The sequence below is a fragment of the Pantoea sp. GABEPS69 genome, assembly GCF_045780835.1.
GTDB classification, from domain to species: Bacteria; Pseudomonadota; Gammaproteobacteria; order Enterobacterales; family Enterobacteriaceae; genus Pantoea; species Pantoea septica.
Genome location: NZ_CP118618.1, coordinates 612,748 through 629,140, shown reverse-complemented (window position 1 = coordinate 629,140; position 16,393 = coordinate 612,748). Strand labels below are relative to the sequence as shown.

The following is a 16,393-nucleotide window of genomic DNA, read 5'->3' as shown; positions in this document are numbered from 1 at the left end:
GCCGCCGCGCCTGGTGCGTTTTCCTTTACGCGGCGCGGCGGCTGGCTGGTCTCCGCTTTATGCATGCTCGTTGCGAAGATCAGAATGACACAACCGGTCAGGGTCGTTTGCGGCCGGTAAACAGGCTCACGAGGAACAGGATAATACCAACAACGAAGACAACTTTAGCCGCCCATGCTGCCGTACCGGCGAGGCCGCCAAATCCTAACGCCGCCGCGATCAGTGCAATTACCAGAAAAATAATACCCCAACGAAACATAAGCCTCTCCTTACCATAGTGAAATCGAACTGCTCGTTTCTTCCCAGTTTGGGTTTTGTTTTGTCAGCGCGGCGCCACGCGGACGCCGCGCTCACGACGTTAAGACTTCACAGTCAGGTCATTCTTAACGCTTTTAACGCCTTCAATGGCTTTCGCGATACTTTCAGCGCGATCCGACTGCGCTTTAGTGGCGACGGTTCCTGAAAGCTGGACCACGCCGTCAGTGGTTTCTACCTTGACGTTACGTGACGGGACGATGTCGTCGGCTAACAGTTTAGCTTTAATTTCGCTAGTCGTTGCCGCATCCCCGGCATATCCCTTCATACTTTGTGATTTGCTGTCTTTAACGTGCAGTCTGTCGCTGACGGATTTAACACCTTCTACGTTTTTCACAACGGCGACGGCTTTTTCAGCCTGATCCTGCGAGGTGACAAAACCGCTCAGGGTCACTACGCCATCATGGGTTTTCACGGAGATATCCGTACTTTTTATTGCTTCGTCATCTACCAGAGCCGCTTTGGCTTTTGCAGTGACGGCGCTGTCATCCATAAATCCATCGACTTTTTTCATAGAACTATTGATTTTCGCACCGGCGTTGTCCGCACTTTGCTGCGCTTTTTGCGTCAGCGAGTCGTCAGCCAGGGCGCTGCCGCTTAACAGGGCGGAACCAACCATTACCGCCATCAGCGTTTGGGCAATCTTAGTCTTATTCATCGATATCTTCCTTCTGTCAGTGAGCTCACCCACAACCGTGGGCGCAACAGCAGCAAACGGCGCTGCTGCATCGTTGGACGTAAGCGAGAAGCAATTTCTCTTTTCCCGTCCGACAGAATAATCATAGTCGGTGTTTGGCGTTTTGCTTGAATAACTGGTTGATAGCACGCCAGTTAAGCGAAAAAACAGAGTTTTTAGGAGGAGTCTGGAGAGGGAGAACAGGGCCAGCCAAAGCTGGGCGGCCCTGTTGCAGCGCGGATTAATGCTCGCGCGTTTTACGGAAAATCACGTCAGGATAGCGCTCTTGCGTGATGTTGAGGTTAACCATGGTCGGTGCGATGTAGGTCAGATTGTCGCCGCCGTCCAGCGCGAGGTTGACCTCGTTTTTACGCTGGAACTCTTCGAATTTCTTCGCATCGCTGCACTCGACCCAGCGCGCCGTCGAGACGTTGATCGCTTCGTAGATCGCTTCGACGTTGTATTCGCTTTTCAGACGCGCCACGACGACGTCGAACTGCAGCACGCCCACCGCGCCCACGATCAGATCGTTATTGTGCACCGGACGGAACACCTGCACCGCGCCCTCTTCCGACAGCTGCACCAGCCCTTTCAGCAGCTGTTTCTGCTTGAGCGGATCGCGCAGGCGGATGCGACGGAACAGTTCCGGGGCGAAGTTCGGAATGCCGGTGAACTTCATGTTCTCGCCCTGGGTAAAGGTGTCGCCGATTTGAATGGTGCCGTGGTTGTGCAGACCGATGATGTCGCCCGGCCAGGCCTCTTCCACGTGCGAGCGGTCGCCCGCCATAAAGGTCAGCGCGTCGGAGATCACCACATCTTTGCCGGTGCGCACCTGACGCAGCTTCATGCCTTTTTCATATTTACCGGAAACCACGCGCATAAAGGCGACGCGGTCGCGGTGTTTCGGGTCCATGTTCGCCTGAATCTTGAACACGAAACCGGTGAACTTCTCTTCCTGCGCGGTGACGGTACGCACGTCGGTCGCACGCGGCATCGGCGCGGGCGCCCAGGAGACCAGGCCGTCGAGCATATGATCGACGCCGAAGTTGCCCAGCGCGGTGCCGAAAAAGACCGGCGTGATATCGCCGCTCAGGAACAGCTCGCGATCGAACTCGTGCGACGCGCCTTTAACCAGCTCCAGCTCTTCGCGCAGCTGCGCCGCCAGCTCTTCGCCGACCGCGCTGTCCAGCTCCGGATTATCCAGCCCTTTGACGATGCGCACTTCCTGAATGGTGTGGCCTTTACCCGTCTGGTAGAGATAGGTTTCGTCGTTATAGAGGTGGTAAACGCCTTTGAACAGCTTGCCGCAGCCGATAGGCCAGGTAATGGGGGCGCAGGCGATTTTCAGCTCGCTCTCCACTTCGTCCAGCAGTTCCATCGGATCGCGGATGTCGCGGTCGAGCTTGTTCATAAAGGTCAGAATCGGCGTGTCGCGCAGACGGGTGACTTCCATCAGCTTACGGGTACGATCCTCGACCCCTTTGGCCGCGTCGATCACCATAAGGCAGCAGTCCACCGCCGTCAGAGTACGGTAGGTATCTTCCGAGAAGTCTTCGTGCCCCGGCGTGTCGAGCAGGTTGACCAGGCTCTCGCGGTAGGGGAACTGCATAACGGAGGTGGTAATAGAGATGCCGCGCTGCTTCTCCATCTCCATCCAGTCCGATTTGGCGTGCTGGCTCGAGCCGCGACCTTTTACCGTACCGGCGGTCTGGATAGCCTGTCCGAACAGCAGCACTTTTTCAGTGATGGTGGTTTTACCGGCATCGGGGTGCGAAATGATCGCAAAGGTGCGGCGGCGCGCCACCTCTTGCATGAAATTAGACATGAGTGAGTTCTTCTCATCGAGGCAACGTCACACAGGAGGACGCTGCAGAGTAATCATGATGGCCGGAAATCCGGCAGGTAAACGGAGCCAGGCGTGACGCAACGGCGTCAGAAGGCGGTGGTTGATGCGCGTTCTACATTGGCGGCGATTCCGGTTACCCAGTCTTCGTTAAGGCGGCATAGCATACAATATTTTGCGCGCGGCGGCGAACAGGGCCGGGAAAATTTCAGCGCCGCCCGCAGGCATGCGGGCGGACGGCCTCTTATTTACCCCAGCACCCTTTTTACGCAGGATTTAAAGATATTCACCCCGATCTCCAGCGCGTTGAGATCGAAGCGCATGTCGGGATGGTGCAGACCCGGCGTCAGGTTGGTGCCGAGCCCCCAGAAGCCCGCCTTGACGTGCGGGCGCTTAACCGGATAGAAAAAGAAATCTTCGCTGCCCGGCGTGGTTTTCGCCTCCAGCAATCCCTCTGCGCCCAGCACCTCGGTAATCGCCGCGCGGATTACCGCCGTCGCTTCATCATGGATCTCCGCCGCCGGCATCTCTTTCAGCACCACCACCTGCGCCGTCGCGCCCAGCGCCGCAACGCTGTGCTGAATCGCCTGCGTGACCTTCTCCTTCAGCACCTCCATCGGCGCGTTCTCCTGCGAACGCAGATCCCAGACCACGCGCGCCTCGTCGGGCACCGAGTTAGTGACGCCGGCGTCGCAGAGAAAGCGAGTCGCCTTCACGCTCCAGTTAAGCCCCGGCGAGAGATGAATCGCGTTGACCGCATTGACCGCCTGCACTGCCGCGTCCAGCGCGTTGACGCCGAGATGCGGACGCGCGGCGTGCGCGGGCGCGCCTTTAATGGTGGCCTCCAGCGTCGAGCAGGCGGAGTAGAGCACCGCCGGCGTCGCCTGGCCTACCACGCACTCCTCCAGCGGCCGCAGATGGAAACCGAAGATCATCTCCACGTCATCCAGCGCGCCGCCCTCTATCATCGCCAGTGCGCCGGCGCCGAGCTCTTCGGCCGGCTGAAAGAGAATTTTCAGCCGGCCTTTTTTCACCGCACCCTCCGCCAGCAGCTCCTGCGCAGCGGTCAGCACCACGGAAGAGTGGCCGTCATGGCCGCAGGTATGGCGCGCGCAGGCGACGCCGTCGATGATATGGCCGAGCGCGTCCATATCGGCACGCAGCGCCAGCACCGGCCCCGGTACGCCGCTGTCGATCTCCGCCACGATGCCGGTGGTCTGATTGATATTGCGCGTCACCTTCAGCCCGGCTTTCTCAAGCTGATCGGCAATGTAGGCGGACGTTTTAAATTCCTGAAAGCCCAGTTCTGGAATCTCATGCAGATAGTGATAGTGCTCTAAGACCTTTGACACCGCTTCTCTCCTAAACAAAAAGACGCATAACGAACATCGCGATCGCCGCATTGATAACGCTTACCAGCATCAGCAGCGGCCAGTATTTTTTCGGCACGTCGGCCACGCCCAGCAGGCGGCCCATGTACTGCAGCTGCGATCCCATCAGGAAAATGGCGGGCGCCAGAATAGTGACATCCGCGCCGGTCAGCACCCCTTTCGTCAGCAGGCTTACCGCTACGCCGGTACCGGCTGAAGAGGAGAGCCAGGCGGTAAGCAGCACGGTAATCGCTTCGCCCGGCAGGCCGAACAGCCCCATCACCGGCGCGAACAGCTGGCCGAGGAACGGCATAATACCGAGTAAATTAAGCACTTCTGCCAGCACATAGGCCATCACTACGTTTGGCATCAGGTTATGAATGGCAATATGAAAACCTTTGCGCGCGCCGGCGACAAAAATATCAAAAGGGTTGTGACTGCTTTTTACCGCGCCGTTATTTTCCATCGCTGAAATCCTTTTTATAAACACTGTTTAACACACAACGCGTCAGCGCCGCACCGACAAATTTAAGAACGAACATCAAGGCGAGCGGAATAATAATCGGCAGCGTCATTGAGGCGAACAGCGCCGACCCGATAGCAAAATAGTTATTGATCAATCCTGCGCCGGAATATTGCCAGGCGCTCATTACCACAATATCTTTTTTCGTTACCTGTCCGCGGTCATACATCTCTTTGGTCAGCGCGGCGCCCGCATCGGTGCTCTGCAGATCGGTGATCAGTGCCAGCCCGCAGCGCCCCGGCAGCCCCATCAGCGGCTGCAGCAGCGGCGTCAGCAGCTTGTGCGCCGCGCGCATTGCGCCGTAGTGGGTGAAGATTTCCAGCACGCCCAGCGCCAGCATGACGGTCGGCGTCAGCGAGAGCGCGAAGAGAAAGCCCGCTTTGGCGCTCAGTCCGCCCGCGCCGAGAAAGGTATTGCTGGCGGGATCCTTCATGGTGCCGAAGCTGCCGCCGAGCGTGGTAAAGTCAAAGGCGCCCAGCCAGTGGAAGCCGTCGACCTGGTACAGCAATCCTGAAAAAAAGAGGATAGCCACAATCAGCGCCAGATAACTTCCTTTGCTGGCTGAAACCCGTTCGCCTGTCAGCGTTATTTTTTCTTCAGACATGGTTATTCCCTGCGAATAGTTTATCAGTTGCGATATATGGAACTCTGACGGTTGCAGGATTTATGCCAGCCGCCGCATAACGTCTCTTTTGAAAATAAAGTTTTCCTCTCTTTGGCTTTTAAATAAATAATCGATTAAATCTGCACCGTTTTATATTTTTCAGCGGCAGCCTGACGCGGCGAATATCGCTCTTTTTTTGCATCGCAACAGGAAATAAGCCGCGCTGCACCATCAACGCGCAAATGCTTCGCACTAACGTAGTGCGAAGCGCAACTGATCGAGGAATGATAATCGCTCGCATTCAAATAGCTAAATAATTCTATTTAAATCAATTAGATAAAATGTGATTTTCAAGTAAAAAACTATCTTTCGCTACGCCTCATGGTGCATAATTCACCACTTCTCACCTGTTTACTTATTCTGCTTCTATAAAGGAATCGCTCATGCTGACTGCTGAAATGACCGCTCGTCTTAACGATCAACTTAACCTCGAATTTTTCTCCGCGAATCTCTATTTACAGATGAGCGCGTGGTGCAGCGATAAAGGTCTGGAAGGCGCAGCGGCGTTTCTGAAAGAGCATTCCCGCGAAGAGATGGAGCATATGCAGCGCCTGTTCGACTACCTGAGCGACACCGGCGCGATGCCGGTGCTGGGCTCTATCGCCGCGCCGCCGGTCGCCTATAACTCGCTGCCGGAGCTACTGGAGCAGGCGCTGGAGCACGAGAAGCTGATTACGCGCAAGATCAACGAGCTGGCGCATGCGGCCATTACCTCGCTCGACTACTCCACCTTTAATTTCCTGCAGTGGTACGTGGCTGAGCAGCACGAAGAAGAGAAGCTGTTCAAAACCGTACTGGATAAGCTGGCGCTGGTGGGCAACAAAGGCGAAGGCCTGTTCCTGATCGATAAAGATCTGGCGCGTATGAATGCGGAAAGCCACGGCGCTAACTAGTACCTCTGTTGTTGCCTTTAAAGGCGTACAGACAGCATAAAAAGTCAATAAGCGGGTGAGATGGCCCGAAGAGCAAAGCGTCCCGCGACAGGGATGTCGCGGGCCGAGCGAGCAAGGATGCGTAAAGCGACTTTGCGATCGGGCCATCTCACCTGCTTTCGCGCCTCGCTCGCAAACATCTCTTCTTCGTTTTTACAAGCTAAACCGCCCGCCCTTCTCGCCGTTGATCCACAGCTCGCGCTGCTCGCCAGCAGGCAGCAACACCTCAATCTCACGCCACGCTGGCTGATAGTCGCCGCGCTTCTCCAGCGTCAGCTCAAGACGATCGCTGCTGCTGATCAGCGCCCAGCGCACCCAGAGCGCATTGCCCTGCCGCCAGCCGTGACTCTCGCCGTCGTCGTCGAAAAACTCGCCCTCAGTGCGCGCTTCGCCCGGCGCAGGCCACAGCTGCAGTTCGCGCACGCTGTCGAGCCGCGCATCGGTGGTGCTTTCGCAGCGTCCCAGCGGAATGGCGGAACCGGCGCGCGCCAGCAGCGGCAAGCGATCGAGCGGCGCGTCCAGCGTCACGGTCTGACCGCCCGCCAGCCACTGGCCGCTGTGCCAGTCATACCAGCCGTGAGCGTTGTGCGGCAGATAGACCTCGCGCTCGCGGCTGCCCTCCTCCACCACGCTGGCCACCAGCAGATCGCGCCCCAGCAGAAAGTCGTCGTTTTCCCGGTACGTCTCGCTGTCCTCTTCGTGATCGAGGAAAGTGGGACGCAGCATCGGCTCATCCTGCGCGCTCGCCTGCCACAGCAGCGTGTAGAGATAGGGCATCAGGCGGTAGCGCAGACGAATCGCCTCGCGGATTAGCGGCGTCACCTCCGGATACATCCAGGGCTCGTTCACGGTGTGATCGTCGTTCCAGGAGTGGATGGTGAAGCGCGGATGCATCACGCCGTTCTGCACCCAGCGCACAAAAAGCTCGGCGTCCGGCTTGTCGCCGGAGAAGCCGCCGACGTCGTGACCGACGTTAAACAAGCCTGAAAGGCTCATGCCCAGTCCCATGCGGATGTTGTAGCGCAGCGTCTGCCAGCTGGTGCGGTTATCTCCGCTCCACGTCTGCACGTAGCGCTGCATCCCGGCGCAGCCGGAACGGGAGATCAGATAGGGCCGCTTCTCCGGCGCGAAGCGCTGCTGCGCCTCCAGCGAAGCGCGCATCATCAGCAGCGGCATCACCGGGCGAATGTGTTTAATGGCGATGCTCTGCCCGAAACCGTGGCAGCGCGCTTCACCGTCCCACATTTCATATTCGTTGTTGTCGTTCCAGGTCGCGTCGATGCCCTTCTCCAGCAGCTGCGCGGTGACGTTCTCCTGCCACCAGCGCACCGCCTGCGGATGCGTAAAGTCGAGGTGCGATCCTTCATCGTCCCAGAACACCGAACGCTCGGGGCGATCCTGCTCTGAATCGCGAATAAACAGCCCCTGCGACGCCACTTCCTGATAGCGCGGATGATCCTGCAGCAGGCAGGGTTTGATATTGGCCGCCAGCTTCATGCCCGCCGCGTGGAACGCCGCGCTCATGCCGTTGGGATTCGGCACCTTGTCGTAGTTCCAGTTAAAGACATAGCGCTTGTTGTTGATCGAGGTATAACCCGACGAAAGCTGAAACGAGTCGCAGGGGATCTCATGCTCGCGGCAGAGGCGGATAAAGCCCTGCAGCTGCTGCTGCGCATCGGGGGCGTCGGTGTAGTGCATGGTCGAGCCGCTGTAGCCCAGGCTCCACTTCGGCTGAAAAATAGTCCGGCCGGTCAGGCGCACGAAGGCCTGAGTGACGTCCAGCAGCTTCGGTCCCAGCATCAGGTAGTAGTCGAGATCGCCCGCTTCGGCGCGGTAGCGACGATACGGCAGATGGTAGTTGTCCAGCTCGTTGCCGAGATCGAGCCAGCTGCTGCTCAGGTTGTCGTAGAACAGGCCGAAGCTGACGCCGTCGCGCTGCGTCAGGGTAAAGGGAATGTGCTTATAGAGCGGATCGGTGCTGGCGGCGTTATAGCCCATTGCGTCGAGATTGCGCATCTCGAAGCGGCGGCCGCTGCGGTTCAAGTCGCCGCTCTTTTCGCCGAGGCCGTAGACGCGATCCTGCGGCTGACGACGCTGATAGTGCTCCACGCCGTCGCCGTGCGCGTTCAGCAAATAGGCGCCGGTGTGGCGATCGGCCGCCAGCGGCTGCCACTGCCCCTGATGATAATGCTCCCAGCTCAGGCAGAGCGGATGATGCACCGTCACGCGCAGCCGGTCGGTGCTGATGCGCAGCTGGTTCGCCTCGTGCTCCAGCTGAAAGCCCGGCAGCCCGAACCCGTCGAGGGATTCGCGATCGCGCCCCTCCCAGGGCACGTCATCCCCTGGCGCGATGCTCCAGGTGCGGTTCAGGGCCAGCTCGCCGTCGCGCTTCAGCAGCACGCGCATCAGGCCAGACTCCAGCACATACAGGCGCAGCAGATGGCGGTTATCCACCTTCAGCTCGACAAAATGATCGGCGTGCTGACTCAGCGTCCAGTTCTTCAGGGTTTTCATAACGGTGTCCTTATTGTTCCACGCTGCGCTGCCGACGTTCGGCGATAAACATCACCAGGAAAATCGCGCCCACCAGGTCGAAAAAGCCCATGGCGACGAACAGCGGATTAAAACCAATGGTGTCGGCGGTGACGCCGATAATCAGAGAGAAGATAAAGCTGGCGATCCAGGCGCAGGAGCCGCGCATGCCGTTAACCGTTGCCATATGGCGACGATCGAAGCGCTCTACCACCAGCGCGCTGAGCATGCAGGAGATCACCTGATGGCCGAAGCCGCCGATCGAGATCAGGGCGATCGCCAGATAAGGATCTTTAACGAGGGTCATCAGCGCCAGCGAGATCATCAGCACGGCGCCGGTGATCGAACTGGCGACGATCGAGTTGACGCGCGTCAGGCCGAACCACTTCACGTAGATTTTGGTCAGGTAGCCGCTGGCGACGCTGCCGAGATCGGCGGCGAGAAACGGCAGCCAGGCGAACATCACGATTTGCTTAAGATCCATGCCGCGCTCGTTAGTCAGATAGAGCGGCACCCAGAAGCTCAGCACCGCCCAGGCGGGCTCGGCGAGAAACGCCGGAATGGCGATACCGTAAAATTTCTTCTCTTTGCCGATGGTTTTCAGCGCCTGAAAGAACGGCAGCTTTTCACCCACGGCTTCGTTGTCCTGCGTAATCCAGGCGCGCTCTTCGTCAGAGAGACGGGCATGTTTTTCCGGCGACTGATAGCCCCACCACCAGAGGCCGACCCACAGCAGCCCCAGGCCGCCGGTGAGCAGAAACGCGCCCTGCCAGCCGAAGGTGATATGCGCCACATAGATGATCGGCGGCGCCAGCATCGCGCCGACCGAAAAGCCGACGCCCGCCCAGCCTGCGGCGACCGGACGCTCTTTTTTCGGGAACCAGTCGCCGATCGCCTTGGCGTTGGCGGGCGTGGCCGCCGCCTCCGACGCGCCCATCACAAAGCGCAGCAGCGCCAGATGCAGCCAGCTTCCCGCGCCGGCGTGCAGCAGACAGGTCACCGACCAGACCAGCGCGCAGATCAGGAAGCCCATCTTCAGGCCGATGACGTCGATCAGCCAGCCGCAGAGCGGCTGAAACAGGGTATAGGCAAGCTGAAATGCCGCCACCACCCAGGAGTAGTGTTCGGTGCTCATATTCAGGCTGGTTTTTAGCTCCGGCGCCAGAATGCCGAGCGAATTGCGCGTCACATAGTTTACCGTCACGCCCAGTAGAAACAGTCCCAGCATCCACCAGCGGAGATTTTTAACGGCGCGCAGCGTTCGCGCGGCGCCGATTGGCTTAGTCGTTGATTCAAGGCTCATTTGTCAGCTCCTGTGCAGGCTTTTAACGGCCGGTTTGATCCTTCACACCGCCCTCCGGCGTACTGCGTGAACCTGTCTGGCACCTTAAAAAAGCGCGAAACGTCGGTATAGCCTCTTTTTTGCAAGCCTTTTCATGGCAAACTTTTTGGCGCGTTTAAACCAGCTTGCCTGCCTTATCTGACGCGATTCAGCACGCAATGAAAATTTTTTCATCAGCAGATTTGAGGACGATCACAAAATGAAGCAAAGGCTAAAAATCAGCGAAATTGCGGCGCTGAGCGGCGTCTCGATCAGCACCGTGTCGCGCGTGCTGGCCGGCAAAGCCAATACCCGCGCCAGCACGCGCGATAAAGTGCTGGCGGTGGCGCAGCAGCAGGGCGTGCTGGATAACCTGCACAGCGGCCGCCTGTTGCTGAATAATTTGATGGTGTTCGCGCCGCCGCGCGCGTTCGACGTGCGCAGCGATATCTTTTACTACAAGGTGATTCAGGGCATCGCCCAGGCGATCGCCCCGCACGAGGTGCGTTTACGCTACTGCGCGCTGGAGGAGAATGAGAGCGACACGGCGCTGTTTCTGGAGAAGATGCAGCAAACCGACGCCGCGCTGCTGGTCGGGATCGACGACGATCATATCCACCAGCTTGCGGCGGAGATCGATAAGCCCTGCGTGTTGATCAATGCGATGGATCGCCGCATGCGGCTCTCTTCGGTCTCGCCGCATCATCAGCTGATCGGCGAAAGCGCCGCCCGCTACCTGTTTGAGCAGGGGCACCGCCAGATTTTGTCGCTGCACTGCCTGCGCCGCTACACCATGGAGCAGCGTCTGCAGGGCGTGCGCGACGCCTGGCACGCCATGAACCTGCGCTTCGACAGCCGCCAGCATCTGTTGACGCTCACCAGCTTCAGTCGGATCGAGGCGGCGGAGAGACTGAGCGAATATCTGAAGCACTGCCCGCACGCCCAACGCCCTACCGCGATTCTCGCCAGCGGCGACTATATCGCCGCCGGCGCGGTGGAGGCGCTGCAGCAGGCCGGACTGCGCGTGCCGCAGGATGTTTCGGTGATGAGCATGGACGGCTTCAATCTCGCCGCCATTCACGACATTCCGCTCACTTCCGTGCAGGTGCCGCGCGACGAATTGGGCGCAGAGGCGGTGCGCATGGTGCAGAACATGCGCCTGAACGCGCAGACGCTGCCCGGCACCCTGCTGCTGCACGGCAAGCTGGTGGTGCGCGAGTCAGTGCGCCGTATCCGCGACAACCTGAGCCACGCGCCGGTGCAGCAGCACGGCCTCTACGATTAGGTCGGGCCGGAGAGCGCCTTCAGCCGCAGCTCCGAGGGCTGCGGGCGGCCGAAGTAGTAGCCCTGGAACAGGGTGCAGCCCTCTTCACGCAGCTTCGCGAACTGTTCGCTGCTCTCCACGCCTTCGGCGGTAATCTGAATATCCAGGCTGCGGCTCATGCCGGTAATGGCGCGGATAATTGCCAGCGCCTCGCGGCTGTCGCCCATATCGCTGATAAAAGATTTGTCGATTTTGATTTTGTCGAACGGAAAAGATCGCAGATAGCTGAGCGACGAGTAGCCGGTGCCGAAGTCGTCCAGCGCAATCTGCACGCCGAGTTTCTTCAGGCTCTCCAGCGTGCGGATATTGCCGAGCGAGTCGTCGAGCAGCACCGACTCGGTGATCTCCACCTCCAGCCGGCTCGGCTCCAGACCGGAGTCGCGCAGCGCGGCCTCCACCACCGAGACCAGCGAGCTGTTTTTAAACTGCAGCGGCGACAGGTTGACCGACACCGACTGCTTGCCGTCCCAGGTAGTCGCCTCGCGGCAGGCTTCGAACAGCGCATAGGCGCCAAGCATATGGATCAGCCCGCTCTCTTCCGCGATGGGAATAAAATCGTTCGGCATAATCAGCCCTTTCACCGGATGGTGCCAGCGCATCAGCGCCTCGTAGCCGATAATCGACTGCACCGCTGCGCCGTCGGTAATCGGCTGATAGTAGAGCTTAAGCTGCTGGCTGCCGATCGCCTCGCGCAGATCGTTCTCGATCAGGCGGCGGCTGCGCGCCACGTCGTCCATCTCCAGCGTAAAGTGCTCGTAGCGGTTGCGCCCGTTGCGCTTGGCCTCATAGAGCGCCATATCGGCGCAGCGCAGCATCTGTTCCGGCGTGTTGGTAATGGTCGCGCTCAGGGCGATGCCGACGCTGAGGCCGACGCTCAGGTTATGGCCTTCGATATTGACCGGCGGCCGTATCGCTTCGATCAGCCGCTGGGCGACCAGCGCCGCCTCTTCCGCGCTGCCGATAGCGGGCAGCACAATGGCAAACTCGTCGCCGCCGATGCGCGCCAGCGTGTCGCGATCGCGCAGCGCGGCGCGCAGGCGTTTCGCCACCGCGCGCAGCAGTTCGTCGCCGATCTGGTGGCCGAGCGCGTCGTTAACGTTCTTGAAGTTGTCGAGATCGAGGCAGAGCGTGGCGGTGTGGCGGCCGCTCTGGCTGTCGCCGCGCAGCGCTTCGCTCAGCCGCTGACGGAACAGAATACGGTTCGGCAGGCTGGTGAGGTTGTCGTGATGCGCCATATGGTGAATGCGCGCGTCGGCGGCGCGCTGGTCGGTGACATCCTCGACGAGCAGCATAATATAGTTCTGGCGCGCGTCCTGTCCGCGAATGATGGTGGCGCGGGTATGTAGAATGCGTTCGCCGCTGGCGGTGAGCAGCTGCTGTTCACGCTGGTGAATGCCTTCGCTGCGCAGCGCGATATCCGCCAGGCTGTTAAAGTAGTCGCTGAGTTCAGCCGACATGCATTCGTGCGGCTTTTTGTTGACCAGCAGCGCTTTCGAGACGCCGAACAGCTTTTCCGACCGGTCGTTGACCAGCAGAATTTCGCGCGTAACGGCGTCTTCGACCACCACGCAAGAGGGAATATTGGCGATGATATTGTCGAGGAATTTCGACAGCGCCGACATTTTCGCGCTCTGCGCTTCGGCCAGATCTTTGGCACGCAGCAGCTTCTGCTCCTGCTCGCGGCGCTCGGTGATGTCGCGGGTGATTTTGGCGAAGCCGATTAGTCGTCCTTCGTCGTTATGGATAGCGTCAATCACCACGTGCGCCCAGAAGGCGCTGCCGTCTTTGCGGTAACGCCAGCCTTCATCTTCGAAGCGGCCGTTCGCCAGCGCAATCGCCAGGTTAGCGTCCGGCGCGCCCAGCAAGCGCTCCTGCGCGCTGTAGAATACCGAGAAATGCTCCCCGACGATTTCCTCGGCAAGGTAGCCTTTGGCGCGCTGCGCCCCGGCGTTCCAGTTCACCACGCAGCCCTTCAGATCCAGCATATAGATGGCGTAGTCGGTCACGCCTTCCACCAGCAGGCGGAAGCGCTCCTCCTGCTCACGCTGCGCGCGCAGCATCGCCTGCTGTTCGGTGCAGTCGCGCGTGATCTTGGCGTAGCCGATCAGCTTGCCGCCGTCGTCGCGCACCGCGTCAATGATGACGTGCGCCCAGAAGGCGCTCCCGTCTTTGCGGTAGCGCCAGCCCTGGTCTTCAAAACGGCCGGTGCGATACGCCGTTTGCAGGTTTTTTTCCGGGATATGCGCCTGACGATCCTGGGCGCTGTAGAAGCGGGAGAAGTGCTGGCCGACGATCTCTTCCGCCACGTAGCCTTTGGCGCGCTGCGCGCCGGCATTCCAGTTCACCACCAGCCCGTCGTGATCCAGCATATAGATGGCATAGTCAGTGACGCCTTCCACCAGCAGGCGGAAGCGCGCTTCCTGCTCGCGCTCTTTGCGCTGCTGCGCCTGCTGCTCGGTGCAGTCGCGCGTAATCTTGGCGAAACCGATCAGTTCGCCGTATGGGTCGCGGATGGCGTCGATGACCACATGCGCCCAGAATGCGCTGCCGTCCTTGCGGTAGCGCCAGCCTTCGGTTTCAAAACTGCCGGTGCGCGCGGCGCTGTCCAGACCGCGCTGCGGCACGCCGTTTAAGCGGTCGCTTTTGCTGTAAAACAGCGAGAAATGCTTACCTACGATCTCATCCGGCGTGTAGCCTTTCGCCCGCTGCGCGCCAGCGTTCCAGTTAGCGACCGTGCCGTCTGGTTTCAGCATATAGATGGCGTAGTCGATCACGCTCTGTACCAGTAACCGATACATAACATCAGCATTTTTATCCATTGTTATTAGCCTGTTGCTGCGCTGCCTGAAATTGCCCCAAAAATTTAAGAATGGTCTTAATGACGACCCGACTACATCTGAAACCACCTGTTTTGACAAGTACAAATGAGCGGAACACGAAAGTTAGTAGGTGAGTTATCGGCAGCGGCGAGAAAATGTTCAACTGTAAATGCGCTTATGTTAGTGCGGGGAATCTGGCGGTGAAGGATAAGCAGTTAAAAATCAAAATGCACGCAAAGCCCAGCACTAAACGCTGGGCTTAAGCGCGCCGGGCAGCGCGCTACAGGCGATGAGTCGTCAGGCGCACGCCAGCGGCGCGCGCTTTAGCCTGACGCCTTCTGCGTCACTTCCTGATGCACCGCGATATAGCGGTCGTAGCGCGACGCTTTTAGCCGCGTAAGATCTACCAGCACCAGCCCGTCGATGCAGTGATTAAAGTCGGGATCGCTGCCGAAATCGATAAACTGCACGCCGCCAGACTCGCACAGCTCGGAATATTGCTTATAAAGCGGCGGGATGGCGCAGCCGAGGTTGCTCAACAGCTGCTTAAGCCTGCGCAGATCCGCCTGATAGTTGCCGCCGCTGAACTGCGCCAGCACGTCCGGCAGCGAAGCGGGATAAGGCTGGCGCGACGTCGCCAGCGGCAGCTCGGTAGGAAAATAGAGGCGGTAGAAGGCCACCAGCAGATCGCGTGCCGCCAGCGGCATGCCGCCGGAGATAGAGACCGGGCCGAACAGGTAGCGCGTCTGCGGGTAGCGCGCCAGATACGCGCCGATGCCGAGCCAGAGATAGTCGAGTCCGCGCTTGCCCCAGTAGGCGGGCTGAATAAAGCTGCGCCCCAGCTCGATGCTCTGCTGCAAAATCGGCATCATGCGCTCGTCGTAGTGGAACAGGCTGTGGCTGTAAAAGCCCTCCAGCCCGCGTCTGGCGAGCTGCTCGTCGCCGGGAATAAAGCGGTAGGCGCCGACGATCTCCAACTGCGCGTCGTCCCACAGGATCAGGTGATAGTAGTCGTCGTCGTAATTATCCAGATCGCGGCGGCGGCCGCTGCCCTCACCCACTGCGCGAAAGGCAATCTCCCGCAGCCTTCCCAGCTCGCGCAGCAGCGGCACCCAGGTGGCGCCGTTGCGCCGCCACAGGTAAATCTGCTTGCCGTCGCTGGTGGTGCCAAGATGCTCGCTCTCACGCAGCGCCCGCTTCAGCTCGCCGCGATCTTCGGCGCGCGCGATCGCTTTTTCCGTCTGGAACAGGCCGGGACGCTGCTGGCCAATGCGATAAAGGTGTTTGCGTAGCCGCTTCGCCAGCGCTTTACCCGGCGTATGGCCGTCATGCCAGTGCGCAAAGGGGATCTGCGCGCCGATATGCAGCTTGATGCGCGAGCCGCGCTGGCGGAACATCTCACGCACCAGCATCAGCAGCGCCAGCGGCTGGGCGATTTTAGCCGCCGCGTAGAACAGGCCGCTGTTGCGCCCGTCGACGAAAACCGGCACCAGCGGCGCACGGGCGCGCGCCGCCAGGCGCAGAAAGGCGTGATGCCAGCGGCCGTCGCGCACGCCGCGGCTGCCGAGGCGCGATACTTCGCCCGCCGGGAAAATAATCAGCACCCCGTCGTTGCTAAGGTGCTGCTGCATGCGCTGAAGCTGGTCGCGGCTGGTGCGGTTGCCCATGTTGTCCACCGGCAGCAGCAGCGTGCTGAGCGGCTCCAGCATCATCAGCATGCGGTTGGCGACAATTTTCACATCGCGCCGTACCTGCGCCACCGCCGCCAGCAGCGCCAGTCCGTCGAGCGCCCCCAGCGGATGATTGGCAACGATCACCACCGGCCCGCGCGACGGGATCTGCTCCAGATCGCGCTCGCTCAGCTCGCAGCGCACGTCGAGGTGCTCCAGCATCTGCTCGACCATATCCAGCCCTTTCAGATGCGGGTAGCGCGCGGCGAAGCGCTGAAACTCCTCTTCATGCAGCGCCCAGCGCAGCACACGACGCTGCCAGCCTGCAGGCTGAGCCTGCGGCCAGAAGCGTTCGACAACCTGATCGACAGAGAACATAACGCGCCTTATTTTCGACGATGATG

Annotated in this window: 12 protein-coding genes; 2 read left to right on the top strand and 10 right to left on the bottom strand. The window is 59.8% G+C overall.

Features of this window, described 5'->3' with window-relative positions:
* Positions 1-97 precede the first annotated feature (97 nt).
* From PVE98_RS03065 to PVE98_RS03040, 6 genes are all read right to left on the bottom strand, one after another.
* On the bottom strand, positions 98-259 hold the full coding sequence (locus tag PVE98_RS03065) for a DUF1328 domain-containing protein (protein ID WP_065426276.1): 162 nt from the start codon (positions 257-259) through the stop codon (positions 98-100).
* Positions 260-358: 99 nt separating this feature from the next.
* Positions 359-973, bottom strand: coding sequence for a molecular chaperone OsmY (gene osmY, locus PVE98_RS03060; protein ID WP_096073795.1), 615 nt, complete (start codon positions 971-973; stop codon positions 359-361).
* Positions 974-1,232: 259 nt separating this feature from the next.
* The gene (prfC, locus tag PVE98_RS03055) at positions 1,233-2,816 is read right to left on the bottom strand and encodes a peptide chain release factor 3 (protein WP_033752390.1); all 1,584 of its coding nucleotides are present in this window, start codon (positions 2,814-2,816) and stop codon (positions 1,233-1,235) included.
* A gap of 266 nt (positions 2,817-3,082) precedes the next feature.
* Entirely contained in the window at positions 3,083-4,186 is a 1,104-nt protein-coding gene (locus PVE98_RS03050) for a M20 peptidase aminoacylase family protein (protein ID WP_096073796.1), read from the bottom strand.
* A 10-nt stretch (positions 4,187-4,196) separates the two neighbouring features.
* Positions 4,197-4,670, bottom strand: a complete 474-nt coding sequence (locus PVE98_RS03045) for a YjiG family protein (protein ID WP_096073797.1) — start codon at positions 4,668-4,670, stop codon at positions 4,197-4,199.
* Positions 4,660-5,331, bottom strand: coding sequence for a nucleoside recognition domain-containing protein (locus PVE98_RS03040; RefSeq protein WP_033752397.1), 672 nt, complete (start codon positions 5,329-5,331; stop codon positions 4,660-4,662). The genes PVE98_RS03045 and PVE98_RS03040 overlap by 11 nt, the downstream gene beginning before the upstream one ends.
* Before the next feature lie 443 nt (positions 5,332-5,774).
* Here PVE98_RS03040 and ftnA point away from each other — a divergent pair, with 443 nt between their 5' ends.
* Positions 5,775-6,284, top strand: coding sequence for a non-heme ferritin (ftnA, locus tag PVE98_RS03035; protein WP_096073798.1), 510 nt, complete (start codon positions 5,775-5,777; stop codon positions 6,282-6,284).
* 192 nt (positions 6,285-6,476) lie between these two features.
* Here the strand turns inward: ftnA and PVE98_RS03030 are convergent, their stop codons facing one another.
* Positions 6,477-8,837: a glycoside hydrolase family 31 protein gene (locus PVE98_RS03030; protein WP_333620642.1), complete on the bottom strand. Its 2,361-nt coding sequence runs from the start codon at positions 8,835-8,837 to the stop codon at positions 6,477-6,479.
* Between the two features lie 10 nt (positions 8,838-8,847).
* Positions 8,848-10,158, bottom strand: a complete 1,311-nt coding sequence (locus tag PVE98_RS03025; protein WP_333620643.1) for an MFS transporter — start codon at positions 10,156-10,158, stop codon at positions 8,848-8,850.
* 238 nt (positions 10,159-10,396) lie between these two features.
* On the opposite strand from PVE98_RS03025, the gene PVE98_RS03020 reads away from it, so the two are divergent.
* On the top strand, positions 10,397-11,461 hold the full coding sequence (locus tag PVE98_RS03020) for a LacI family DNA-binding transcriptional regulator (protein WP_096073801.1): 1,065 nt from the start codon (positions 10,397-10,399) through the stop codon (positions 11,459-11,461).
* On the opposite strand, the gene PVE98_RS03015 is transcribed toward PVE98_RS03020, so the two are convergent.
* Positions 11,458-14,319 (bottom strand): EAL domain-containing protein, encoded by a 2,862-nt coding sequence (locus PVE98_RS03015; RefSeq protein ID WP_096073802.1) that lies wholly within the window; start codon positions 14,317-14,319, stop codon positions 11,458-11,460. The genes PVE98_RS03020 and PVE98_RS03015 overlap by 4 nt on opposite strands.
* A 323-nt stretch (positions 14,320-14,642) precedes the next feature.
* Positions 14,643-16,367, bottom strand: coding sequence for a lysophospholipid acyltransferase family protein (locus PVE98_RS03010; RefSeq protein ID WP_096073803.1), 1,725 nt, complete (start codon positions 16,365-16,367; stop codon positions 14,643-14,645).
* Between the last annotated feature and the right edge of the window lie 26 nt (positions 16,368-16,393).